Annotated in this window: 23 protein-coding genes and 1 riboswitch; of the genes, 7 read left to right on the top strand and 16 right to left on the bottom strand. The window is 60.6% G+C overall.

The window, feature by feature from the left end; all coding sequences use genetic code 11:
- Nucleotides 1-86 precede the first annotated feature (86 nt).
- The 6 genes from ACA057_RS08485 to cobO are packed head-to-tail and all read right to left on the bottom strand — an operon-like array spanning nt 87 to nt 6,080.
- A complete protein-coding gene (locus tag ACA057_RS08485) occupies nt 87-1,538 on the bottom strand; it encodes a cobyric acid synthase (RefSeq protein ID WP_497347451.1) in 1,452 nt (483 codons plus the stop codon).
- Nucleotides 1,535-2,527 carry a threonine-phosphate decarboxylase CobD gene (gene cobD / locus ACA057_RS08480; protein ID WP_497347449.1) on the bottom strand — a complete coding sequence of 331 codons (993 nt, stop codon included), beginning with the start codon at nt 2,525-2,527 and terminating at the stop codon, nt 1,535-1,537. Before cobD ends, ACA057_RS08485 begins: the two co-directional genes overlap by 4 nt.
- A complete protein-coding gene (gene cbiB / locus ACA057_RS08475) occupies nt 2,520-3,428 on the bottom strand; it encodes an adenosylcobinamide-phosphate synthase CbiB (protein ID WP_401358196.1) in 909 nt (302 codons plus the stop codon). Before cbiB ends, cobD begins: the two co-directional genes overlap by 8 nt.
- A complete protein-coding gene (gene bluB / locus ACA057_RS08470) occupies nt 3,425-4,075 on the bottom strand; it encodes a 5,6-dimethylbenzimidazole synthase (protein ID WP_497347447.1) in 651 nt (216 codons plus the stop codon). The genes cbiB and bluB overlap by 4 nt, the downstream gene beginning before the upstream one ends.
- Nucleotides 4,072-5,472 carry a cobyrinic acid a,c-diamide synthase CobB gene (locus ACA057_RS08465; protein ID WP_497347445.1) on the bottom strand — a complete coding sequence of 467 codons (1,401 nt, stop codon included), beginning with the start codon at nt 5,470-5,472 and terminating at the stop codon, nt 4,072-4,074. Before ACA057_RS08465 ends, bluB begins: the two co-directional genes overlap by 4 nt.
- Nucleotides 5,469-6,080: a cob(I)yrinic acid a,c-diamide adenosyltransferase gene (gene cobO, locus ACA057_RS08460; RefSeq protein WP_497347443.1), complete on the bottom strand. Its 612-nt coding sequence runs from the start codon at nt 6,078-6,080 to the stop codon at nt 5,469-5,471. The genes ACA057_RS08465 and cobO overlap by 4 nt, the downstream gene beginning before the upstream one ends.
- Nucleotides 6,081-6,161: 81 nt before the next feature.
- Nucleotides 6,162-6,395: riboswitch (cobalamin riboswitch) on the bottom strand.
- A gap of 152 nt (nt 6,396-6,547) precedes the next feature.
- Between cobO and ACA057_RS08455 the strand changes: the two genes are divergently transcribed.
- Nucleotides 6,548-7,132 carry a hypothetical protein gene (locus tag ACA057_RS08455; protein ID WP_497347441.1) on the top strand — a complete coding sequence of 195 codons (585 nt, stop codon included), beginning with the start codon at nt 6,548-6,550 and terminating at the stop codon, nt 7,130-7,132.
- A gap of 69 nt (nt 7,133-7,201) precedes the next feature.
- Nucleotides 7,202-8,515: a PQQ-dependent sugar dehydrogenase gene (locus ACA057_RS08450; protein ID WP_497347439.1), complete on the top strand. Its 1,314-nt coding sequence runs from the start codon at nt 7,202-7,204 to the stop codon at nt 8,513-8,515.
- Nucleotides 8,516-8,635: 120 nt separating this feature from the next.
- Here the strand turns inward: ACA057_RS08450 and ACA057_RS08445 are convergent, their stop codons facing one another.
- From ACA057_RS08445 to ACA057_RS08420, 6 genes are all read right to left on the bottom strand, one after another.
- Nucleotides 8,636-9,298, bottom strand: a complete 663-nt coding sequence (locus ACA057_RS08445; protein WP_497347437.1) for a class I SAM-dependent methyltransferase — start codon at nt 9,296-9,298, stop codon at nt 8,636-8,638.
- A gap of 8 nt (nt 9,299-9,306) precedes the next feature.
- Nucleotides 9,307-9,843, bottom strand: coding sequence for a C40 family peptidase (locus ACA057_RS08440; protein WP_497347435.1), 537 nt, complete (start codon nt 9,841-9,843; stop codon nt 9,307-9,309).
- 166 nt (nt 9,844-10,009) lie between these two features.
- Nucleotides 10,010-10,660 (bottom strand): C40 family peptidase, encoded by a 651-nt coding sequence (locus tag ACA057_RS08435; RefSeq protein WP_497347433.1) that lies wholly within the window; start codon nt 10,658-10,660, stop codon nt 10,010-10,012.
- A 214-nt stretch (nt 10,661-10,874) separates the two neighbouring features.
- On the bottom strand, nt 10,875-11,579 hold the full coding sequence (hda, locus tag ACA057_RS08430) for a DnaA regulatory inactivator Hda (RefSeq protein WP_008033543.1): 705 nt from the start codon (nt 11,577-11,579) through the stop codon (nt 10,875-10,877).
- Between the two features lie 229 nt (nt 11,580-11,808).
- Nucleotides 11,809-12,882, bottom strand: coding sequence for an AI-2E family transporter (locus ACA057_RS08425; RefSeq protein WP_497347431.1), 1,074 nt, complete (start codon nt 12,880-12,882; stop codon nt 11,809-11,811).
- A 40-nt stretch (nt 12,883-12,922) separates the two neighbouring features.
- Complete coding sequence (locus tag ACA057_RS08420; RefSeq protein WP_497347429.1) at nt 12,923-13,981, bottom strand: DUF2066 domain-containing protein; 1,059 nt, start codon at nt 13,979-13,981, stop codon at nt 12,923-12,925.
- A gap of 382 nt (nt 13,982-14,363) precedes the next feature.
- Between ACA057_RS08420 and purM the strand changes: the two genes are divergently transcribed.
- The 5 genes from purM to ACA057_RS08395 all read left to right on the top strand — a co-directional run bounded on the left by purM (nt 14,364) and on the right by ACA057_RS08395 (nt 18,475).
- Nucleotides 14,364-15,422, top strand: coding sequence for a phosphoribosylformylglycinamidine cyclo-ligase (gene purM / locus ACA057_RS08415; protein ID WP_008148639.1), 1,059 nt, complete (start codon nt 14,364-14,366; stop codon nt 15,420-15,422).
- A complete protein-coding gene (gene purN / locus ACA057_RS08410; protein ID WP_497347427.1) occupies nt 15,422-16,072 on the top strand; it encodes a phosphoribosylglycinamide formyltransferase in 651 nt (216 codons plus the stop codon). The genes purM and purN overlap by 1 nt, the downstream gene beginning before the upstream one ends.
- Before the next feature lie 8 nt (nt 16,073-16,080).
- Nucleotides 16,081-16,794: a DUF3108 domain-containing protein gene (locus ACA057_RS08405; RefSeq protein ID WP_497347425.1), complete on the top strand. Its 714-nt coding sequence runs from the start codon at nt 16,081-16,083 to the stop codon at nt 16,792-16,794.
- 342 nt (nt 16,795-17,136) lie between these two features.
- Entirely contained in the window at nt 17,137-17,553 is a 417-nt protein-coding gene (locus ACA057_RS08400) for an OsmC family protein (RefSeq protein WP_497347423.1), read from the top strand.
- A 61-nt stretch (nt 17,554-17,614) separates the two neighbouring features.
- Nucleotides 17,615-18,475, top strand: coding sequence for a pirin family protein (locus ACA057_RS08395; RefSeq protein ID WP_497347421.1), 861 nt, complete (start codon nt 17,615-17,617; stop codon nt 18,473-18,475).
- A 131-nt stretch (nt 18,476-18,606) separates the two neighbouring features.
- Here ACA057_RS08395 and ACA057_RS08390 read toward each other — a convergent pair whose 3' ends face one another.
- The 4 genes from ACA057_RS08390 to ACA057_RS08375 form a co-directional block, all read right to left on the bottom strand.
- Nucleotides 18,607-19,335, bottom strand: coding sequence for a dienelactone hydrolase family protein (locus ACA057_RS08390; protein ID WP_497347419.1), 729 nt, complete (start codon nt 19,333-19,335; stop codon nt 18,607-18,609).
- A gap of 67 nt (nt 19,336-19,402) precedes the next feature.
- Complete coding sequence (gene htpG / locus ACA057_RS08385) at nt 19,403-21,307, bottom strand: molecular chaperone HtpG (RefSeq protein WP_497347417.1); 1,905 nt, start codon at nt 21,305-21,307, stop codon at nt 19,403-19,405.
- An 80-nt stretch (nt 21,308-21,387) separates the two neighbouring features.
- Entirely contained in the window at nt 21,388-21,837 is a 450-nt protein-coding gene (locus ACA057_RS08380) for a PaaI family thioesterase (RefSeq protein ID WP_059402212.1), read from the bottom strand.
- On the bottom strand, nt 21,834-22,310 hold the full coding sequence (locus ACA057_RS08375) for a PaaI family thioesterase (protein WP_497347414.1): 477 nt from the start codon (nt 22,308-22,310) through the stop codon (nt 21,834-21,836). The genes ACA057_RS08380 and ACA057_RS08375 overlap by 4 nt, the downstream gene beginning before the upstream one ends.
- Nucleotides 22,311-22,336 lie beyond the last annotated feature (26 nt).

Below are 22,336 nucleotides of genomic sequence, written 5' to 3'. Positions count from 1 at the left end.
CAAGGATCGAGGCAGTTCACAGATGTGTGTCCACCCACGGAACCTGTGGGAGCGGGCTTGCCCGCGATGAGGCCGAATCAGCCACCTCAAAACCCACAGAGCTCCCGCAACAGCCGGGTATCCAAATGCTTCTCCACCAAATCCGCCAGCCGCTCGATATCGCGCTCACGCAACCCGTGGTAATCCACGTCCTGCACAGCCTGCAACCCGGCCCAACGCAACAGCGCACTGCACGCGGCGGGGGACTCGAACAGACCGTGCAGATAGGTGCCGAAAATCTGCCCGTCGGCACTTTGCGCACCATCACAACGACCATCATCCAACTGCACCGCAGCGTTTTCCAACGCCGTCCCGGTGGTCACCCCGGCATGAATTTCATAGCCGCTGACCGGCGCATCTTCCAGCGCCAGACGCCCGCGCACATTGCGCAACTGCTTTTCTTCTTCGAGCTGCGTTTCGAACGCCAGCAAGCCCAAACCGGCACTGGAACCCGGCGCGCCTTCGAGGCCCAGCGGATCGTGCACCTGCTCGCCGAGCATTTGCAGACCGCCGCAAATCCCCAACACTTTGCCGCCGTAACGCAAGTGTCTAGCGATGGCGCTGTCCCAGCCGTTGGCCCGCAGATACGCAAGGTCGCTGCGCACGCTTTTCGAGCCGGGAAGGATGATCAGATCGGCTGGCGGAATCGCCTGGCCGGGGCCGATGAATTGCAGGTCCACTTGCGGGTGCAGGCGCAGTGGATCGAAATCGGTGTGGTTGCTGATGCGCGGCAGCACCGGCACCACCACCTTCAGCACCTGGTCGGCCTTGTCGGTCTGGCGCTGATCGATGCCGTCTTCGGCTTCCAGGTGCAGGTCCATGACGTAGGGCAAGACGCCGATCACCGGTTTGCCGGTGCGTGCTTCCAGCCAGTCCAGACCGGGTTGCAGCAACGCGATGTCGCCGCGAAAACGGTTGATGATGAAACCTTTGACCCGCGCCTGTTCGCTCGGCGACAGCAGTTCCAGCGTGCCCACCAGATGCGCGAACACCCCGCCGCGATTGATGTCGGCGATCAGCACCACCGGGCAGTCGACCGCTTCGGCAAAGCCCATGTTGGCGATGTCGCCGGCACGCAGATTGATCTCGGCCGGCGAGCCTGCGCCTTCGACCATCACCACCGGATAGGCCGCGCTCAACCGCGCATGGGAGGCCAGCACCGCTTGCATGGCGATGGCTTTGTAGTCGTGATAGGCGACGGCGTTCATGGTCGTGACCGCACGACCGTGAATGATCACTTGGGCGCCGGTGTCGCTGTTCGGCTTGAGCAGCACCGGGTTCATGTCGGTGTGCGGCTCAAGGTTGGCCGCCTGGGCTTGCACCGCTTGCGCGCGACCGATCTCGCCACCGTCGGCCGTCACGGCACTGTTGAGCGCCATGTTCTGCGGTTTGAACGGCACGACGCTCACGCCCTGACGAACCACCCAACGACACAGCGCCGTCACCAGCGTGCTTTTACCGGCGTCCGATGTCGTGCCCTGCACCATCAACGTGGTCATTGGTTTTCCTTGGCGTAAGCTTCGAATGCAGCAGCGAGTCGTGTCCAGTCGGCTTCATCGGCCGGCAGGCCAAAGCGCAGGCTGCTGTTATGCGTGAACAACCGCAGCAAGATGCCACGTCGAGCCATGAACTCATGGAGCGCTTCGGCGCGTTCGATGATCAGCCATTGAAACAAGGCGCAACCGCCCTGGGGTTTGAAACCGTGCTGCTCCAGCAGCAGCGCCAGACGCACGCTGGCCTCTTCAGTGCGCAGCCGTTGCCGGGCATGCCCTTCGGTGTCCAGCAAACACGCCTGGCCCAGCACCCGAGTCGGTCCGCTGACCGCCCATGGGCCTACTTGTTCGGCCAGCAACTTGAGCAACTTGCGCTCGGCCAGCACGAACCCCAATCGCACACCGGCCAGGCCAAAAAACTTGCCGAAGGAGCGCAAAACGATCAACCCGACCTGATTGGCGAAAGGTGCCAGGCTGAGCTGCGGTGTGTTGTCCATGAACGCCTCGTCGACCACCAGCCAGCCACCGCGCTGGGCCAGTTTTGAATGCCAGTCCAGCAGACGACTCGGGGTCAGGCTCAGACCGGTGGGATTGTTCGGGTTGACCACCACCAGCACGTCGAGGCTGTCGAGGAAAAAGTCGACTTCCTGCTCCAGCACTTCACGCACGATGTAGCCGCTGCGGCGCCAGGCTTCGGCGTGTTCGGCATAACACGGCGAGAGCACGCCGACCTTGCCGACCCGACGCAAACGCGGCAGCAACTGGATCGCCATTTGCGAGCCGGCCACCGGCAGCACCTGCACGGCACCGTAGTAATCGCAGGCGGCTTGTTCCAGACCGTCATCGGTTTCCGGCAAGCGCGCCCAGGCTCGCAACGGAATCTCGGGAACCGGAAACGGCCAGGGCGCCAGGCCGCTGGACAGGTCGAGCCAATCGGCTTCGGCGATGCCGTATTCGAGCGCGGCCTTGCGCAACCGTCCACCGTGTTCAAGCATAGAATTCAGCCCCCACGCAGAGAATCAGCAGCCATAACCATACCCCGCGCTGGACCAATTGCCAGCCACGGTCGATGGAGTCGGCGTCCGCCGGCGCGCCTTCGCCCAGCGGCGGACGCTGATGCAGTTCACCGTGATAGATCGCCGCCCCGCCCAACTCGACACCGAGCGCACCGGCACCGGCGGCCATCACCGGACCGGCATTCGGGCTGTCCCAGGTCGGACCCTGGAGGCGCCAGCATTTGAGCGCAAGTCGGGTCTTACCGAGCAACGCATACGTCAGCGCCACCAGGCGTGCAGGAATGTAGTTGAGCACGTCGTCGATTTTCGCCGCCGCCCAGCCGAAACGTTCAAAGCGTTCGTTGCGATAGCCCCACATGGCGTCGAGCGTGTTGCTCAAACGGTAGAGCACCACACCGGGCGCACCCGCCACGGCGAACCAGAACAGCGCGGCAAATACCGCGTCGCTGCCGTTTTCCAATACGGATTCGGTGGCGGCGCGGGCGACTTCGGTTTTATCCAGTTCGCTGGTCTGACGGCTGACCAGATAGCCCACGCGCTTGCGTGCCTCGTCCAGATCATCGCTGCGCAAGGCCTTGGCCACCGGCTCAACATGCTCGCCAAGACTGCGCATGCCGAGCGCGCAATAGAGGGCAAGAATCTCGACGATCCAGCCGACATAAGGCGCCCAGGAAAATGCCGTGGCCAGCAGGGTCAACGGCAGTACGGCGATCACCCAGGCGGTAACGCCGTGACTGCGCCAGCCGCGACCGCCGCCATTGAAACGTTGCTCGATGCGGTCGGCAAAACGGCCGAACGCCACCAGCGGATGCCAGCGTTTGGGTTCACCCAGCAGCGCATCCAGCGCCACGGCGGCGACACTCAACAACGCCACACTCATTGACTCACTCCCCAAACATTTTCATACAGCAATTCGTTCAGCGGACGCGCTTGCGCCCAGCCTTCGAGTACCAGCATTGGCGCCGGATAAAATGCCTTCACCGGGCCGAGACACAGCACCGCCAGCGGCTTGGCGCCGGCCGGCATCGCCAGCAGATCGGCCAGGGCTTGTGGCTCGAACAGCGACACCCAGCCCATGCCCAACCCTTCGGCGCGGGACGCCAGCCAGAGGTTCTGGATGGCGCAGGACAGCGAGGCCATGTCCATTTCCGGCAAGGTGCGGCGGCCGAAAATGTGCCGTTCGCGATCGTCCATCAACGCGGCAACCAGCACCTCGGCGCAATCGTTGATGCCTTCGACCTTGAGCTTCATGAAGTCGTCGCTGCGCTCGCCAAGGGCTTCGGCGGTGCGCAGGCGTTCTTCTTCCACCAATTGCTGGATCTTGCCGCGCAGGGCTCGGTCACTGATGCGAATGAACCGCCAGGGCTGCATCAGGCCGACGCTCGGCGCCTGGTGCGCGGCTTCGAGCAAGCGGCGCAGGAGTTCGGGCTCGACGGTGCCGCCGCTGAAGTGGCGCATGTCGCGGCGTTCGGCGATGGCTCGGTAGACCGCTTGGCGTTCGGCTTCGGAGAAGGCGTTGTCGGTCATGGCCTCTTCGCGGGCAAGCCCGCTCCCACAGTGGACCGCGTTTCTTCAGGCAACACACTTGCTAATGTGGGAGCGGGCTTGCCCGCGAAGGCGGCTTCAGGGTCGGGAAGAAATAGCGCGGCGATCGCATGCGGATTCGACGGAAAATAAAAGTGCACGTAAGAAGCCGTCATCCGCCCCTCGCGATACACCGCCTCTGCCCCACGCCCGCCATTAGGACTCAGGCCTCGAGCAATCGGCTCAAGCTCAGTGCTGGTCAGCGAGTGGTGGTAAGTGTGCCCGCGCAGCGAACCTTCCGGCAGTTCGACCGCTTGCAACGCCAATGCCGCCAAACGCTTTTGCATCACCGCATCCCCCGCCAGCAAGCCGACCAGTTCAGCGCGAGTGCCTTCGACATCGGTCAACGAGTCGAGCAGATAAAGCATGCCACCGCATTCGGCCAGCAACGGTTTACCCGCCGCGTGGTGAGCGCGGATCGCGGTCAGCATTTCGGTGTTTTGTGCCAGCGCCACATGGTGCAGCTCCGGGTAACCACCCGGCAGATAGAGGCTGTCCGCTTCCGGCAATTGCGTGTCACGGATCGGCGAGAAAAACAGCAACTCAGCGCCCATCGCCCGCAGCAGATCCAGGCTCGCGCCATAGGTGAACGCGAACGCTTCGTCACGGGCCACGGCGATGCGCACGCCGGCCAGCAACGGTTCGGCAACGATCACATCAGGAGCGGCGAATTCCACCGCCGGTGGCAGCGCAACCTCGCAGCTGCTGGCCAGCGCATCGGCCGCCGCATCGAGGCGCAGATCGAGATCGTTCAGCTCGCTGGCCTGCACCAGCCCCAAGTGACGACTCGGCAATTCGATCCCGGTTTCCCGGGACAAGGCGCCGTACCAGCGCAGGCCCTCGGTCAGGCTGCCTTCGAGCAATTGCGCATGACGCAGGGTGCCAACGCGGTTGGCCAAGACACCGGCGAACGGCAAATCCGGCTGATAGCGCGCCAGCCCCAGGGCCAGCGCGCCAAACGTCTGGGCCATGGCGGTGCCGTCGATCACGCCGAGCACCGGCACACCGAAATGCCGCGCCAGGTCTGCGCTGGACGGCGTGCCATCGAACAATCCCATGACGCCTTCGATAAGAATCAGATCGGCTTCACCGGCGGCTTCCCACAACAGTCGACGACTTTCCTGCTCACCAACCATCCACATGTCCAGTTGATACACCGGCGCACCGCTGGCGCGCTCAAGAATCATCGGGTCGAGAAAGTCCGGTCCGCATTTGAACACGCGCACCTTGCGTCCCTGATTGCGATGCAAACGGGCCAGCGCGGCAGTGACAGTGGTCTTGCCCTGACCGGAGGCCGGCGCGGCGATCAGCACCGCCGGGCAATGACGGGGTTGATTCACAGCTCGACGCCTTTTTGCGCTTTGATCCCGGCCTGGAACGCGTGCTTGATCACGCCCATTTCGGTGACGGTGTCGGCCAGCTCAATCATCTCTGGTTTGGCGCCGCGACCGGTCACGACCACGTGCTGCATCGGCGGACGGGCCTGCAAATCGCTGAGCACCTGATCGAGACCGAGGTAGCCGTGCTTGAGGGCGATGTTCAACTCATCGAGCACCACCAGGCCGATGGACGGGTCGCGCAGCAGTTCCTGGGACACCAGCCAGGCGGCTTCGGCGGCGGCGATGTCACGCTGGCGATCCTGGGTTTCCCAGGTGAAGCCCTCGCCCATCACATGAAAGCGCACCTGCTCCGGAAAGCGCCGGAAGAACAATTCTTCACCGGTGCTGTTGCGGCCCTTGATGAACTGCACCACGCCGCATTGCATGCCGTGGCCCATGGACCGGGCGAGCATGCCAAACGCCGAACTGCTCTTGCCTTTACCGTTGCCGGTCAGCACCAGCAGCAGGCCGCATTCGTTCGGGGAATTGGCGATGCGTTCGTCGATCACGGCTTTTTTGCGCTGCATGCGCGCCAAATGGCGTTCGTCACGATCCGGGGTATCTGTCATGGGGGAGCTCTCCGTTGAGGCTGGATAACGGCGGGCAGGCACAAGAATAGACGGCAAGAAGCCTGGCATCGCCCACCGTGATGCCGCTGGATGAATCAGGCCGGTCTCCGGGCTCATGAGCGGCGCAAGGCCTGACTGCGCGCCTTCCCATGTCGATGATCGACACAGTGGCTCAAGACGCAGTTTTCATTCATTTACCGTTGCGGGGGCAGCGCCGGGATCGCGGTCCTTCATGCAATGAAGAGCTCACTCACCGGCTTCCCTGTTTCACTCTGTCGACCAAGGCCACAAAGCACCTGAAACAAGCCGCGAAGGTTAGAGGGTTGGGGGTGGAGCGTCAATTGAAGACGGGCGGCGCGCGCGATAAACTGCCGCCGATCAATTAAATGACGTCAATCTTGTGCCACACTCACAGCAGTGATATCAAAGAGCCACAACCTGACATCACAATAACAAGGGTGAGCCCCATGCAAGGCATGATCATCAGCAATCCGAAGCTGGAATTCCTGCGCCCGGTGCTGGAACGCTGGTTTGACTGTATTGACCGCTACAACGCCGTGCGCGGCGATAACGACACACCTTACTGGTACGACGAAAAAGCCAACCTCAGCCTGCTCTCCACTGCGGCATGGATGGCGGAAATGGTCACGCTGCAACAAACCCCCACGCGCAAACAGACCGAAGAAGGCGAACGCAACGGCCGCGCCGACCTGTTTATCGCCACCGCCGAAGAACGCGCCTATTTCCAAGCCACGCAACGCTGGCCGCGGGTCAACAGCCTTAACCTGACTCAAGCCTTGCAGGACATCACCAGCGACGCCAAGCGCATCAGCTACGCCAGCGACCTGAAACTCGGCTGCCTGTTCGTCGCGCCGCAAAAGTCCCAGCAAAGCGCCACGCCGGAAGAACTCCAGGACATGGTCGACGACCTGCAAAAGGAACACACCTGCGCCGTCGCCTGGTATTTCCCTTACGCCTACCGCAAGTTGCGCAACGAAGCCGGCCACTATCACCCAGGCATCGCCGTGCTGCTCAAAGAGGCTCGCGGCTGACCGGTTGAACCATCGCGCGCCTGCGCTTCTCTATTGAATTAGGTCACTGCATTCATAGGGAAGATCAGCATGCGCCAGCCTCAACTCGTTCTCGTCATTGCGCTCGCCGGAGGGCTCGCCGCCTGTGGTGAAACCTCCCGCCTGCAAGTCTCCGACGGCACCGGCCCGTCTCCCCAGCTCCCGGAACCCAACAAAACCCTGATCCCGACGGTGAACATCGCCCCGGCAATCGGCTGGCCAGCCGGCGCAAAACCGATCACAGCGGCGGGAACTCAAGTGACGGCGTTTGCTGAAGGCCTGGATCACCCGCGCTGGCTTTATGTGCTGCCTAACGGCGACGTGCTGGTCGCCGAAACCAATGCCCCACCGAAGCCCGATGACGGCAAAGGCATTCGCGGCTGGGTCATGGGTAAAGCCATGAGCCGCGCTGGCGCCGGAGTACCGAGTCCGAACCGGATCACGCTGCTGCGCGACAAGGACCATGACGGCATTGCCGAAACCCGCACGGTGTTCCTGGAAAACCTCAATTCGCCATTCGGCATGACCCTGGTTGGCAATGACCTGTACGTCGCTGACACTGATCGCTTGCTGCGCTTCCGTTATGAAAATGGCGATACGGCGATCAAATCGCAGCCGATGAAAGTGATCGATCTACCGGGTGGCACGCTGAATCACCACTGGACCAAAAACGTCATTGCCAGCAAGGACGGCAGCAAGCTCTACGTCACCGTGGGCTCCAACAGCAACGTCGGCGAAAACGGCCTGGACAAGGAAGAAGGTCGTGCGGCGATCTGGGAAGTGGATCGTGCCACCGGCAATCACCGAATCTTCGCCTCAGGCCTGCGCAATCCCAATGGCATGGCTTGGGAGCCTCGGAGCGGCGCCTTGTGGACGGCGGTCAACGAGCGCGATGAAATCGGCAGCGACCTGGTGCCGGACTACATCACCTCGGTCAAGGACGGCGCGTTCTATGGCTGGCCGTTCAGCTATTACGGCCAGCACGTGGACATTCGTGTCGAGCCACAAAATCCGGACCTGGTGGCCAAGGCCATTGCGCCGGACTATGCGGTCGGCCCACATACCGCATCGCTGGGCCTGACGTTTGCTGAAGGCACCACATTGCCAGCGCAGTTCAAGGAAGGCGCGTTCATCGGCCAGCACGGTTCGTGGAACCGAGATCCGCACAGTGGCTACAAGGTTATTTTTGTGCCCTTCGCGGGTGGCAAACCGACCGGGAAGCCGGTTGATGTGCTGACCGGTTTCCTCAATGACGAAGAAAAAGCCATGGGCCGCCCGGTGGGCGTGGTGATTGATCAGCAGGGTGATTTGCTGGTGGCCGATGATGTGGGGAACAAGGTGTGGCGGGTTTCGGCGGTTAAATAGCGCCATCGTTAACCTACACAAACCCTGTGGGAGCGGGCTTGCCCGCGATGAGGCCAGCACAGTCGACACTGATGTTGCCTGAACCACCGCTATCGCGGGCAAGCCCGCTCCCACAGGGTATTAGCGCTTGCGGCAGAGCGTGAGGCCATCCCCTATCGGCAACAACGACAGATCCACACGCAAGTCATCCTTCAACGCACGATTGAGCGCCTGAATGGCCCGGGTGTCTGCGCTCTCGGAATGCTTCTCAAGCACCCGCCCACTCCACAGCGTGTTATCGAACACCGCCAAACCGCCGACTCGCAGCAGACGCAGCGCATGCTCCAGATAGCTCGGATAGTTAGCCTTGTCGGCATCAATGAAAATCAGATCAAACTGCCCGTCCTGCCCTTGCCGTTCAAGCTCAGCGAGGGTTTCCAGCGCAGGCGCCAGACGCAGATCAATCTGCCCGGCGAGCCCCGCTTCCTGCCAGTAACGGCGCGCGGTGGCGTTGTAGTCGCCGGGAATGTCACAGCAGATCAGCGAACCGTCCTCCGGCAACGCCGTCGCCATGCACAAGGCGCTGTAACCGGTAAACGTGCCGACTTCCAGCAATCGCCTGGCGCCGGTGAGTTTCACCAACAACGTGAGGAACTGCCCTTGCTCCGGCGCGATCTGCCAGCGAGCCATGGGCAGCGCCTGGGTTTCGTCGCGCAAACGCTTGAGCAGCGGCGTTTCCCTGAGGGAAACGTCGAGCAGGTATTGATACAGGGAGTCATCCAGATTGAGCGTGCGAGCGGTCATGACAACCTCTAGGGATTGCGCGCCAGGTGTTCAGGTTGCAGGACGCGCTTGGCGCTGAGGTAGGCTTTCTGCCAATAAGTCTTGGACAAGCTGTCGAGCTTTACCGTGCCGCCAGTGGCCGGCGCGTGGACGAAGCGGCCCTCGCCGACATAGATCCCGGCATGACTGACCTGGGAGCCGCCATTGGTGGCGAAGAAGATCAGGTCGCCGGTTTGCAGACCTTCCTTGCCCACACTGGCCGCCTGCATGCTGATCAACTCACGCGTGGTACGCGGCAGGGAAATACCGGCGACGTCATGGTAAACGTAACCGATCAGGCCACTGCAATCGAATCCGGAATCCGGCGTGTTGCCGCCCCAGCGATACGGCGTACCCACCAGGCCGAGCGCGCGGAACAGCACGTCTTCTGCTTCGGGGGAGAAAGGTTGGGAGGCGCTGAAAACAATCGGCGCGCGAACCACCGGCGCAGGAGGCGGTGGGCGGCTGGCGCAGGCGCTGAGCAGTGCTGCGAAGAACATGAGTGCGAGGCGGGCCGACATCGTCATAAGCAGAACATCCTGATCTGGCTGCGGCTTTTTTCTGCCGGGAAGACAGAAAAGAAAACCGCCTGCGCAGGACGCAGGCGGTTTGCCATCAATAATAGATCAGGATTCTAGCGGCTACGCGGCAAACTTCAAGTAAGACTTTAAGTTCACCTTACAAACTGTCCGCTTACTTGCGTGCGGTGACGATTGTCGGGGCCGCATTCGGTGCCATCGCGAGTGCACGCTTGGCTTCGATGAAGGTTTTGCTCCAGTAGCTGTCGCCCAGGCTATCGATCCGGACACCACCGCTGCGGCGGCTGCTGGAATGGATGAACTGGTTGTCACCCAGGTAGATCCCGGCGTGACTGACGCGACCGCGACGGCCATTGGTCGCGAAGAACAGCAAGTCGCCCGGCTCCAGTTTGCTGCGAGAAACCAGCGGAGCGTCGACGTTGATCATTTCGCGAGTGGAACGCGGCAGGTTCATGCCCGCTTCTTCACGGAACAGGTAACCGATGAAACCGCTGCAATCGAAACCGGCTTCGGAGGTGCCGCCGAAACGGTAACGGGTACCGATCAGGGACATGCCACGTTCGAGGATGCTGTCGGCGAGGACCGGAAGCTGGTACGACTTGCCGTCGGCGAAGGCTGCCAGTTCTTTTTCGGTGGCCGCTTCTTCCTGTTCGAGCGCTTGCTGATACAGGGCGGAAGACTGGGCAGTAACAGAGTTTTTAGCCTGCTGTTGTTGCTCTTGCTGGGACACTGGGGAGTGAGCAGCGCAACCGAACAACAGGGTGACGAGTGCGAGGGGCACGAGGGGTGCAAAGCGATTTAGCATGGGCACGACCGTGGCTGATAGTTGTAAAGAAGGCGAGACTATGCCCGCTATCAACCTCATTTGCAAATTCAATCGATCTTTATGTGACTTCTTGGTTTCTCGTTTACATCTAAGCGCTTAAGCCCCATTTAAACGCTTGCGCAGCCTGCAGTCCTGTAGGAAAGCGGATTTTCTCGCGCCTGAAACAGGCCAAAACCCGCGAAAACCTTGGGGCTTACCAGCCTAATGTTTCTTTCAAGAAGGGGATCGTCAGCTTGCGCTGAGCTTGAAGGGAGGCCTGATCGAGTCGCTCAAGCAGCTCGAAAAGCGCACTCATGCTGCGAGTACCGCGGGTCAAAATAAAGTGCCCGACTTCGTCGGTCAGGTGCAGTCCGCGACGGGATGCGCGTAGTTGCAAGGCACGCAATTTGTCTTCGTCGGAGAGCGGTCGCATCTGAAAGATCAGCGCCAGGGTCAGGCGGGATTTGAGGTCCGCCAGCTTCACCGGCAGTTCACGCGGGGAGGTCGACGCGGCGATCAGCAGGCGCCGACCGCTGTCACGCAGACGATTGAACAGGTGGAACAGCGCCTCTTCCCAATCCGCTCGACCGGCAACCGCCTGTAAATCATCGAGGCAGACCAGTTCGTATTGTTCGAGGTTGTCGAGGATTTCGATGCCGCGATCCAGCAGTTCGGCCAACGGCAAATACACCGCCGGCTCGCCCAGCTGTTCGAAGCGCAGGCAGGCCGCCTGCAACAGATGCGTACGCCCTACCCCGTCCTTGCCCCAGAGATAAATCAGGCTTTCGGTCCAGCCGGCGTCGGCTTCGCATAGACGCTCGACATAGCCGAGTGCAGCGGCATTGGCGCCTGGGTAGTAGTTGATAAAGGTAGCGTCATCACGCAGACGCACACCTAGGGGCAGCTGAATCGGTTTCATGCTGACTGAACAGTTCCAACGGAACCGTTAGTGGCCTCTGTGTAAAGTTTGCGAAGTTTATACCCGTGACGCTGGTCGCACAATGCGACAGACCACAAGCAAAATCAAAGGTTTGCGTTAACGCACTGGTTTTGTGACAGTTTCTTTGGCGCTACCGCCGACAGCCGCGCGAAGGTGGCGGGCCAACCCGGCATGAACCGGATCGCCCGCCAAGCGCCATCAACCCGCCTTATAGCTCAGGTTCGTCGACGCCGCTGTACATATCAGAATCTTTATACAAATCATGCACATGGCGCACGAGCACCATGATCACCGCCGCCACCGGCAGTGCAAGCAGCACTCCGGTAAACCCGAACAGCTCGCCACCGGCCAGAATCGCAAAGATCACCGCCACCGGATGCAGGCCGATGCGGTCCCCCACCAGCAACGGCGTCAGCACCATGCCTTCCAGCGCCTGGCCGACCATGAACACCGCGACGATGCCGATCATGGGATACAGATCGCCACCGAACTGGAACAGACCGGCAATCAGCGCAGCGCCAATCCCGATGACAAACCCCATGTACGGCACGATCGCCGCCAGACCGGCAATCAAACCGATCAACAAGCCCAACTCCAGGCCCACCAGCATCAGGCCCGCGGCGTAGATCACGCCCAGCGCCACCATCACCAGCAACTGGCCGCGCACAAACGCCCCAAGCACTTCATGACATTCACCGGCCAGGATGACCACGCGCTCTTCGCGATCACGCGGCAGCAGGCTGCGGATCTTGGCCATCATCACGTCCCAATCCCGCAACAGATAGAAGGCCACCACTGGAATCAGCACCAGATTCGCCAGCCAACCGATCAACGCCAGCCCGGATGCGGTCGCCTGACTCAGTACAATGCCGACGATGTCAGTGGTCTGGCCCATGTGCTCGCTGATGGCGGCCTTGAGCTTGTCGAATTTCCAGAAGTTATCAGACAGGCCAAATTTCGATTGCGCCCACGGCAGTGCGGTGTGCTGCAACCAGTCGAGCATCTGCGGTGCCAGTTCGTACAAGCGAAACAGCTGCTTGGCGAGCATCGGCACCAACACCAACAGCAAGGCCGTGAAGATCAAGGTAATCAGCGCAAACACCGCCACCACGCCCCACGTCCGCGACAGGCCGGCCCTCTCCAGCCGATCCACCAGCGGATCGAACAGATAGGCCAGCAGCAGCGCCACCAGGAATGGCGTCAGGATCGGATGCAACAACCAGACGAACACGCAGAGCAGGACTACCCCACCCAACCAGAACCAACGCCGCGTATCGGCCATGTACCACTCCAGCTTCTATATAAAGAACGAAAAGAAAAACTTACCAGCGAAAACGTAACTGCGGCGTCGGTGCCGGGGTTGGCGCTACGACAGGGGCCGAACCGTCGGCCACGGGCTGAACCGGTGCCGTGGGTGCGGGCGCCTCACCTGCCGGAATCTCCTGCAGCCTGGCCAGCGACAATTGCGCGCGCAGTTGATCGGTACTGCCTTTGACCCGGTAAAGAATCCGGTCACCGTCGACACTTTGTGGCCGCCCGCCAAACGGCTCCAGCAAACGCCCAAGCGCCGCGTAGTGCTCCAGATTCATGCCCTGCACTTCCAGCAATTGTTCGGTGGACGCTCCCGGTTTGGCGACGTAGCGTGGCGCCAGGCGCTGATTCACAGCGAGCATCACCGCATCGGCCAAAGCAGCCTGATCGGCGCCCTGCACGCTCCCCGCCTCTTTCTGGTCGCCCAGCCACAAACGCCAGTTGGCCTGCCATTGCCCCCCTTCTTCGCGGGCATGTACCGCCAGCAAGGCATCGGCGTTGTAACGCTCCGATGCGCCACGCAACGGTGCCGGATCGGTGCCTTCAAGATTCGGTGCGGTCGCGACGATCTGCTCGTTCAGATCCGCCAGCGGCAGACGCAACGGCAGACCACGGTGTTGAGCGGCGCGACGCAGCGGCGCAGCGCTGGCCTGGCCATCGCCAACCAGGCTCGAACCTTCAGTGGAGTCGTTCAACCACCAACTGAGAATCGACGGCCGATTGGCGCCCCACATGGCCAGTCCGGCGCGACGCAATGCCTGTTCGGTGCTGGCCGGGTCGAAATCGACTTTCAGCACTTCCGGCGGCCCGACATCAAAGCCGTACTGGCTGATGATTTGCTGCGGGTCCTTGCGGATCGCCGCCAGCCCCGGACTTTGCGCAGCCTTGGGATCGCCGGTCAGGCGCAACACCAGCGTATCCAGCGCCTCCTGAGTCGCTTGATCGCGTATCTCAGGCGATTGACCGCTGACAGGCTGACGCACCTGGTACAGGTTTTTGACGGTTTCGGCCTGACTCGCCAGGCTGACCAATGACAAACAGCCGACAAAAAAGAATTTACACAAACGCATGGAAGATTCCTGACGACAAGAGCGGCTGGAACAGACCGCATGAAGATGACCGGGCAAGGCTGTGACCACATCCCGGCGCAAAACATTCACACGATCGCTTGAGTTTTTCGCACTGTCATAACGATAGACGGTTAATCGCGATACCTTATACAGCCATGAAGGATGCCACCGACACGAGCAATCGCGGTTTTTTTTAGCCGATATGCCCCTGCCGTCGGCGTGAGGATGGCCGCTGCCTCTCAAGCCTGATAAAATCGCGCGCCTTCGCAGACCGGCAACAGCCGGGCACCCTGAAATATGCGCTCGGCATTCGCCCTCGTTTGTTTCGGCGGTCCCACTGGACTCGGTCGTTACCCCTGAATCCCCCCTAAAGGCCTGGATCATGAGCAAGCAACCCTCCCTGAGCTACAAGGACGCCGGTGTAGACATCGACGCCGGTGAAGCATTGGTCGAACGCATCAAGAGCGTCGCCAAGCGCACTGCGCGCCCGGAAGTCATGGGCGGCCTGGGCGGTTTTGGCGCCCTCTGCGAAATCCCGGCCGGCTACAAGCAGCCCGTGCTGGTTTCCGGCACTGACGGCGTCGGCACCAAGCTGCGCCTGGCATTGAACCTGAACAAGCACGACAGCATCGGCATCGACCTGGTGGCCATGTGCGTCAACGACCTGGTCGTTTGTGGTGCCGAGCCGCTGTTCTTCCTCGACTACTACGCCACCGGCAAACTGAATGTCGAAACCGCGACCCAGGTCGTGACCGGCATCGGCGCAGGCTGCGAACTGTCCGGCTGCTCCCTGGTCGGCGGCGAAACCGCTGAAATGCCTGGCATGTACGAAGGCGAAGACTACGACCTGGCCGGCTTCTGCGTCGGCGTCGTGGAAAAATCCGAAATCATCGACGGTTCGAAAGTCGCTGCCGGCGATGCCTTGCTCGCCCTGCCGTCTTCCGGCCCGCACTCCAACGGCTACTCGCTGATCCGCAAGATCATCGAAGTGTCGGGTGCCGACATCGAGAACATCCAGCTCGACGGCAAACCACTGACCGACCTGCTGATGGCACCGACCCGCATCTACGTGAAGCCGCTGCTCAAGCTGATCAAGGAAACCGGCGCGGTCAAAGCCATGGCCCACATCACCGGCGGCGGCCTGCTGGACAACATCCCGCGCGTTCTGCCAAAAGGTGCTCAGGCCGTGGTTGACGTGGCGAGCTGGACTCGTCCGGCCGTATTCGACTGGCTGCAAGAGAAAGGCAACGTCGACGAAAACGAAATGCACCGTGTGCTGAACTGCGGCGTCGGCATGGTGATCTGCGTGGCTCAAGAGCACGTTGAAACCGCGCTGAACGTGTTGCGTGAAGCCGGCGAGCAGCCTTGGGTCATCGGTCAGATCTCCACCGCTGCCGAAGGCGCAGCCCAGGTTGAACTGAAGAACCTCAAGGCTCACTGATGTCTCAAACCTGTGATGTTGTGGTGCTGTTGTCCGGCACCGGCAGTAACTTGCAGGCCTTGATCGACAGCGCACGGACCGGCGACAGCCCGGTCCGCATCGCTGCGGTGATTTCCAACCGCGCCGACGCCTACGGCCTGCAACGCGCCAGGGATGCGGGTATCGCCACCCGCACCCTGGATCACAAGGCGTTCGAAGGCCGCGAAGCCTTCGATTCCGCCCTGATCGAACTGATCGACGCCTTCAATCCTAAACTCGTGGTACTGGCCGGTTTCATGCGCATTCTCAGCGCTGACTTCGTGCGTCATTATCAGGGTCGCCTGCTGAACATCCATCCCTCGCTGCTGCCCAAATACAAAGGGTTACACACTCATCAGCGCGCGCTGGAGGCCGGCGACACCGAGCACGGCTGCTCCGTGCACTTTGTCACCGAGGAACTCGATGGCGGACCACTGGTCGTACAGGCAGTAATACCGGTAGAGTTGCACGATTCGCCGCAGAGTCTGGCGCAACGGGTCCATGCTCAGGAACACCTGATTTACCCGATGGCCGTACGCTGGTTTGCCGAAGGTCGTTTATCCCTCGGCGAACAAGGTGCTTTACTGGATGGCCAGTTACTCGCGGCCAGCGGCCACTTGATTCGAACCTAGGAGATTTTATGCGTCGCGCCCTGCTCTTCGCTTGCGCTCTGCTCGCCTTGCCATTTGCGCAGGCTGCAGAACTACAACCTTTCTCCGCCAGCTACACCGCTGACTGGAAACAGTTGCCCATGAGCGGCACAGCTGAACGCAGCCTGACCAAACAAGCCAACGGTGTCTGGAAGCTGAGCTTCAAAGCGTCGATGATGATCGCCAGCCTGTCTGAGGAAAGCACCCTGACCGTGGACAAGGACACGCTGCTGCCACAGTCCTACCATTTCGAACGGGGTGGCCTGGGCAAAGCCAAGAAGGCTGACCTGGACTTCGACTGGACCACCAAAATGGTCACCGGTACCGATCGCGGTGACCCGGTCAAACTCCCACTCAATCGCGGCATGGTCGACAAATCCACTTATCAGTTAGCCCTGCAACACGACTTGGCCGCCGGCAAGAAAAGCATGAGTTATCAGGTGGTCGACGGTGGTGAAGTCGACACATATGACTTCCGCGTGCTGGGTACGGAAAAAGTCGACACCAAGGCTGGCCAGATCGAAGCGATCAAGGTCGAGCGCGTGCGCGATCCGACACAAAGCAAGCGCATCACCGTGCTGTGGTTCGCCAAGGACTGGGATTACCTGCTGGTCCGTCTGCAACAGGTTGAAACCGACGGCAAGGAGTACAACATCATGCTCCTCGACGGTACGGTCAATGGCAAGGCTGTCAAAGGCAGCTGATCCGGGTCTGTGAAGAACCCCCCTTCAATGAGGTAATGCTCGTTGACCGGGGGTTTTTTATTGGGTGTGTATCCGTTATTCAGGTGATGGCTGCTATTGCGGCGGGGCACTTGGAAACCTGTAGGAGGCTCGCGAAGAACGTTAACGATGACGCGTTTCAACAGGTAAAACGCAGTGCCTGTGGGTTCTTCGCGAGCGAGCTCGCTCCTACATTTTCAGTGCCCCCCCAACGCGCACTCAACGTCCAGCCACCAACAAAGTGGAACGCGTAACACCAGGAATGCTCTATACCTTCAAGGTCTTTTTTGATCGAATGACTTTCCCCAGCCTGCGAGGTTTCCCATGACTGTTACCGTCAATACCGTTTCCGCCGAAGGTTTGCGCCACAGCGTCCAGATCGATGAACACGAACTCTTTGCCGACGTCCCGCAATCCGTGGGCGGCGAAGGCACTGCGCCAGAGCCGCACGACTACTTCGACGCTGCCCTGGGTGCCTGCAAGGCCCTGACCCTGAAAATATACGCCAAGAAAAAAGACATCCCGCTGACCGGCGTCACCGTCGAAGTCAAACGCGACAACAGCCAAGAGCAGCAAGGCAAATACGCGCTGCACGTCAAACTGACGCTCAAGGGCGTGCTCACTGACGCCCAGCGCGATGAATTGCACCGCGTGGCCGACCGTTGCCCGGTCCACAAACTGATGACCAGCACCGAAGTCAGCATCGAAACCCGCCTGTCCGAAGGTGCGTTCAGCCAATAGCGGCAAGGGCTGCACAAGCGGGTTATGCTCCACGCGTCACCCGCTCAGCCTGGAATGCACCATGACCACTCCACTCGTGATCCGTCCCCGCGCCGAAGATGTCGAAGGCCAGCCAATTCTGCGCCCTCTGCCATCCGCCAAATGCCGCAGCGTCGGGCCTTTCGTGTTTTTCGACCACATGCTGGAGACCCGTTACCCGGCGGGCAAAGGCATGAACATCCGGCAGCACCCGCACATCGGCCTCTCCACCCTCACCTACCTGTTTCAAGGGCAGATCCAGCACAAGGACAGCCTCGGTTCCGACCAGGTGGTCGACACCGGCGATGTCAGCTGGATGACCGCGGGCAGCGCAATCGCCCACGTCGAGCGCACGCCTGAGGCATTGAAAGACAGCGGATTCACAATGCACGGTTTGCAGATCTGGCTGGCGTCGCCCAAGGAACACGAGCAGGGTCCGGGGCATTACAGTCACCATCCGGCGGCGACTCTGCCGGTCAGCGATAACCTTGGGGTGAAGATCCGGATGATCGCCGGGACAGGCTTTTGCCTGGAATCCCCGGTCCCGGTACTTTCTCCGACGTTGTATGCCGAATTGAACCTGCAAACCGCGACGACGTTGCTGATACCTACCGAACACGAAGAGCGCGCGCTGTACGTGCTGGACGGCGACGTGCAACTCGATGGCGAACTGATAGAAGCGCATTCGCTGGTGGTGTTGCCGGTGGGCGAAGAGATGACGCTGTTTGCCGAGAGCGACTGTCATGCCGTGCTGTTTGGCGGCGCACCACTGGACGGGCCGCGCCGGATCAACTGGAATTTTGTGTCGAGCGATCCGGCGGCGATCGACGAGGCACGCCGGCGCTGGGCGGCGGGGGATTGGCCGACAGTGCCGGGGGAAAGCGAGAGGATTGAACTACCTTAAGATCTCCGGTGATAGTGATCCCGCCTTCGCGAGCAAGCCCGCTCCCACATTAGAACTCGGTCAAATGTGGGAGCGGGCTTGCTCGCGAAGAGGCCGGGACTAACACCGAAAATGCCGGGAAAAATCAGTGATCAGCCCTTGAACACTTCATCCAGCAAGTTATGCATCGACGAAAACGCCCGGGCAGCGACTTTCGCGTCGTACATCATCATGCCCGGCACATTGGCGTGCGGATCGGTGAACGAGTGCACCGCGCCGCCGTAGCTCAGCAGCTGCCAATCCACACCCGCGGCATTCATTTCATCTTCAAACGCCGGCAGTTGCTCTTTTGGCACCAATGGATCGGAGGCACCGTGCAGTACCAGCACCGAGCCTTTGATGTGCTTGGCGTCGGCCGGGTTCGGTGAATCCAGCGTGCCATGGAACGACACCGCCGCTTTGACGGGCGCGCCAGTGCGAGCCAGGTCCAGGGCGCAGCATCCACCGAAGCAAAAACCGAACGTCGCCAGTTTCGAGGTATCGACCGCCGCCTCGCCCTGGCTTTGCAGCTGTTCGAACGCTGCGGTCATGCGTTTGCGCAGCAACGGACGGTCATGCTTGAGCGGCATCATTGCGGCACCCGCCTCGTCGCCGTTCTGCGGACGAACCGACTGACCGTAGAGGTCCGCGATCAGCACCACATAACCCTTGGCCGCCACAGACTTGGCAATCTCCTCGGCACCGGCGCTGACACCCATCCAGTTTGGCGCCATCAACAACCCCGGGCGCTGGCCTTTATGATCGGCGTCGAAGGCCAGGCGGCTTTCATACGACTGGCCGTCAATCTGATAAGCGACGGAACGAACAGTGATTTGGCTCATGACTAACTCCCAGTTAAAAACACCAGAATAAAAAAAACCCGCCGAAGCGGGTTTTTGCACAACGCAGTTAAACCGACAGTTCAACCAGCAGCTTGTTGAGACGGCGCACGTACGCGGCCGGGTCTTTCAAGCTGTCGCCGGCCGCCAGGGCCGCCTGATCGAAGAGGATGTGCGACAGGTCGCCGAAGCGCTCGTCGCTCTGCTCGTTGTCGAGCTTCTCGATCAGCGGGTGAGCCGGGTTGAATTCGAAGATCGGCTTCGACTCAGGAACCTTCTGCCCGCTGGCTTCGAGGATCTGACGCATCTGCATGCCCAGGTCCTGCTCGCCGATGGCCAGAATCGCCGGGGAGTCGGTCAGGCGGTGGGAAACCCGTACTTCAGCGACGGAATCGCCCAGCGCGGTTTTCAGACGCTCAACCAAGCCTTCCTTGGACTTGGCGACTTCTTCCGCTGCCTTCTTGTCTTCTTCCGAATCCAGGTTGCCCAGGTCCAGGTCGCCGCGCGCCACGTCGACAAAGGTCTTGCCGTCGAAATCGCTGAGATAGCTCATCAGCCACTCGTCGATGCGGTCGGTCAGCAGCAGCACTTCGATGCCTTTCTTGCGGAAGACTTCCAGGTGCGGGCTGTTTTTGACTTGCGCGTAAGTTTCGCCGGTCAGGTAGTAAATCTTGTCCTGACCTTCCTTGGCGCGTGCCAGGTACTCGGCCAGCGCAACCACTTGCTCGCCTTCTTCGCCCTGAGTGGACGCAAAACGCAGCAGGCCAGCGATTTTCTCTTTGTTGGCGAAATCTTCTGCCGGGCCTTCTTTCATGACCTGACCGAAGTTCTTCCAGAAGCTCTTGTATTGCTCTGGCTCGTTCTTCGCCAGTTTTTCCAGCATGTCCAGAACACGCTTGGTCAGCGCCGATTTCATCGAGTCGATGATCGGGTCTTTCTGCAGGATTTCCCGCGACACGTTCAACGACAGGTCATTGGAATCGACCACGCCTTTGATGAAACGCAGGTACAGCGGCAGGAACGACTCAGCCTGATCCATCACGAACACACGCTGTACGTACAGTTTCAGGCCCTTCGGCGCTTCACGCTGGTACAGGTCGAACGGAGCACGGGCCGGCACATAGAGCAGCGAGCTGTATTCGAGCTTGCCTTCGACCTTGTTGTGGCTCCAGCTCAGCGGGTTTTCGAAATCGTGAGCGACGTGTTTGTAGAACTCCTGGTATTCCTCGTCCTTGATCTCGGTGCGAGGACGAGTCCACAGGGCGCTGGCGCGATTGACGGTCTCCCATTCAACGGCCGGCTGCTCTTCGCCTTCAGCGGCTGCCACTTCTTTCGGCAACTCGATCGGCAAAGCGATGTGGTCGGAGTACTTCTTGATGATGTTGCGCAGACGCCAGCCATCGGCGAACTCGTCTTCACCGGATTTCAGGTGCAGGACGATGCGAGTGCCGCGTTCGGCTTTCTCAACGGTAGCGACTTCAAAGTCACCTTCACCCTTGGACGACCAATGCACGCCTTCGCTGGCGGCAGCACCGGCACGGCGGCTGAACACGTCGACTTTGTCGGCGACGATGAATGCAGAGTAGAAACCCACACCGAACTGACCGATCAGGTGCGAATCTTTTTTCTGATCGCCAGACAGGTGTTTCATGAAATCGGCAGTGCCGGACTTGGCGATGGTACCCAGGTGGGTGATCGCGTCTTCACGGCTCATGCCGATGCCGTTGTCTTCGAGGGTGACGGTTTTAGCGTCTTTATCGAAGCTCACACGGATTTTCAGTTCGGCGCCACCTTCCAGCAGTTCAGGCTTGGACAGGGCTTCGAAACGTAATTTGTCGACAGCGTCAGAGGCGTTCGAGATCAATTCGCGAAGGAAAATTTCCTTGTTGGAATACAGCGAATGGATCATGAGGTGCAGCAGTTGCTTCACCTCGGTCTGGAAGCCCAGGGTTTCCTTTTGAGTTTCCACACTCATGGTCATCAAACTCCAATCAGATGGCTAAGCCGCGACCTTGAGGGCCGGCGGCGGGATGTCATCAAAGTTGGGGGCTGAGTTCAGGATTTCAAGGGCTCTTCGATTTTGAAATGGGCGCGGGCCGTAGCAATCGGCTCGGCTTCGGTGCTTTGCCAGGCGGTAATCGCCACGTTGGCCACTCGTCGCCCCTGCCGGCACACCTGGCATCTGGCCCAGGTGTCGCGAAACTGCCCGGCGCGCAGGTAGTCGAGGGAGAAGTCGATGATCTTCGGCACGCCCGGTGAACCGGTGAAAACCAGCAGATGCAGGGCGGCGGACAGCTCCATGAAACCGGCGATTACACCGCCATGGATCGCCGGCAGTAAAGGGTTACCAATGTTGTCCTTGTTGGCCGGCAGACGAAACAGCAGTTCATCCCCGACTCGCGAACACTCGACACCGATCAGCTTGGCGTAGGGGATCAGGTGCAGCAGCGAGGCGTAGTCTCCTTGCTCATGAGCCTGTTGCAGTTGTTCCTTGAAATCGCTCATTTCGTACCTCCGGCGACGACGCCGCCAAAGCCTTTGGTGCCTTTGATGCCCTTGCCCATGCGCATGAAGGTGCCCACCACATGGGCAATGGGTTGTTCGGGGTCGTCCTGATAGGCAAAACCGCGCGCAAAGATCACATCAGTGGTGACGCGATAGCACTGGGCGAAACCGTAGACATCCTTATGCGGCTCGGCGGCATGCATGTAGTCGATGCGCAGATCGAGCGTCGGACAGACTTCGAACTCGGGCAGTACGCACAGGGTGGCCATGCCGCAGGCAGTGTCCATCAACGAAGTCAGGGCACCGCCGTGGATCACGCCGGTTTGCGGGTTGCCGACGATCTGCGGGCTGTACGGCAGAATCACAGTCAAGCCTTCGCTGCTGGCGCTGTGAACGCGCAGCCCAAGTACCTGGCAATGTCGCAGCGCCGACAGGAATCGCGTCGCGCGCTCAAAAACGGGGTTTTCGGCCATGTGATTACAACTCTTCTTAGTGTCCG

The sequence above is a fragment of the Pseudomonas sp. LBUM1661 genome (genome assembly GCF_059695925.1).
The sequence above is the reverse complement of the archived record's forward strand: the minus strand, read 5'-3'. Positions and strand labels throughout refer to the sequence as shown.

Bases quoted from the DNA above. Each gene is read 5' to 3' on its own strand.
- cobD (WP_497347449.1), bottom strand. From the start codon at position 2,527: ATGCTTGAACACGGTGGACGGTTGCGCAAGGCCGCGCTCGAATACGGC.
- ACA057_RS08375 (WP_497347414.1), bottom strand. From the start codon at position 22,310: ATGGCCGAAAACCCCGTTTTTGAGCGCGCGACGCGATTCCTGTCGGCG.
- htpG (WP_497347417.1), bottom strand. From the start codon at position 21,307: ATGAGTGTGGAAACTCAAAAGGAAACCCTGGGCTTCCAGACCGAGGTG.
- bluB (WP_497347447.1), bottom strand. From the start codon at position 4,075: ATGACCGACAACGCCTTCTCCGAAGCCGAACGCCAAGCGGTCTACCGA.
- ACA057_RS08380 (WP_059402212.1), bottom strand. From the start codon at position 21,837: ATGAGCGATTTCAAGGAACAACTGCAACAGGCTCATGAGCAAGGAGAC.
- purN (WP_497347427.1), top strand. From the start codon at position 15,422: ATGTCTCAAACCTGTGATGTTGTGGTGCTGTTGTCCGGCACCGGCAGT.
- ACA057_RS08405 (WP_497347425.1), top strand. From the start codon at position 16,081: ATGCGTCGCGCCCTGCTCTTCGCTTGCGCTCTGCTCGCCTTGCCATTT.
- purM (WP_008148639.1), top strand. From the start codon at position 14,364: ATGAGCAAGCAACCCTCCCTGAGCTACAAGGACGCCGGTGTAGACATC.
- ACA057_RS08485 (WP_497347451.1), bottom strand. From the start codon at position 1,538: ATGACCACGTTGATGGTGCAGGGCACGACATCGGACGCCGGTAAAAGC.
- ACA057_RS08420 (WP_497347429.1), bottom strand. From the start codon at position 13,981: ATGCGTTTGTGTAAATTCTTTTTTGTCGGCTGTTTGTCATTGGTCAGC.
- ACA057_RS08395 (WP_497347421.1), top strand. From the start codon at position 17,615: ATGACCACTCCACTCGTGATCCGTCCCCGCGCCGAAGATGTCGAAGGC.
- ACA057_RS08440 (WP_497347435.1), bottom strand. From the start codon at position 9,843: ATGACGATGTCGGCCCGCCTCGCACTCATGTTCTTCGCAGCACTGCTC.
- hda (WP_008033543.1), bottom strand. From the start codon at position 11,579: ATGAAACCGATTCAGCTGCCCCTAGGTGTGCGTCTGCGTGATGACGCT.
- cbiB (WP_401358196.1), bottom strand. From the start codon at position 3,428: ATGAGTGTGGCGTTGTTGAGTGTCGCCGCCGTGGCGCTGGATGCGCTG.
- cobO (WP_497347443.1), bottom strand. From the start codon at position 6,080: ATGACAGATACCCCGGATCGTGACGAACGCCATTTGGCGCGCATGCAG.
- ACA057_RS08455 (WP_497347441.1), top strand. From the start codon at position 6,548: ATGCAAGGCATGATCATCAGCAATCCGAAGCTGGAATTCCTGCGCCCG.
- ACA057_RS08400 (WP_497347423.1), top strand. From the start codon at position 17,137: ATGACTGTTACCGTCAATACCGTTTCCGCCGAAGGTTTGCGCCACAGC.
- ACA057_RS08425 (WP_497347431.1), bottom strand. From the start codon at position 12,882: ATGGCCGATACGCGGCGTTGGTTCTGGTTGGGTGGGGTAGTCCTGCTC.
- ACA057_RS08390 (WP_497347419.1), bottom strand. From the start codon at position 19,335: ATGAGCCAAATCACTGTTCGTTCCGTCGCTTATCAGATTGACGGCCAG.
- ACA057_RS08450 (WP_497347439.1), top strand. From the start codon at position 7,202: ATGCGCCAGCCTCAACTCGTTCTCGTCATTGCGCTCGCCGGAGGGCTC.
- ACA057_RS08445 (WP_497347437.1), bottom strand. From the start codon at position 9,298: ATGACCGCTCGCACGCTCAATCTGGATGACTCCCTGTATCAATACCTG.
- ACA057_RS08435 (WP_497347433.1), bottom strand. From the start codon at position 10,660: ATGCTAAATCGCTTTGCACCCCTCGTGCCCCTCGCACTCGTCACCCTG.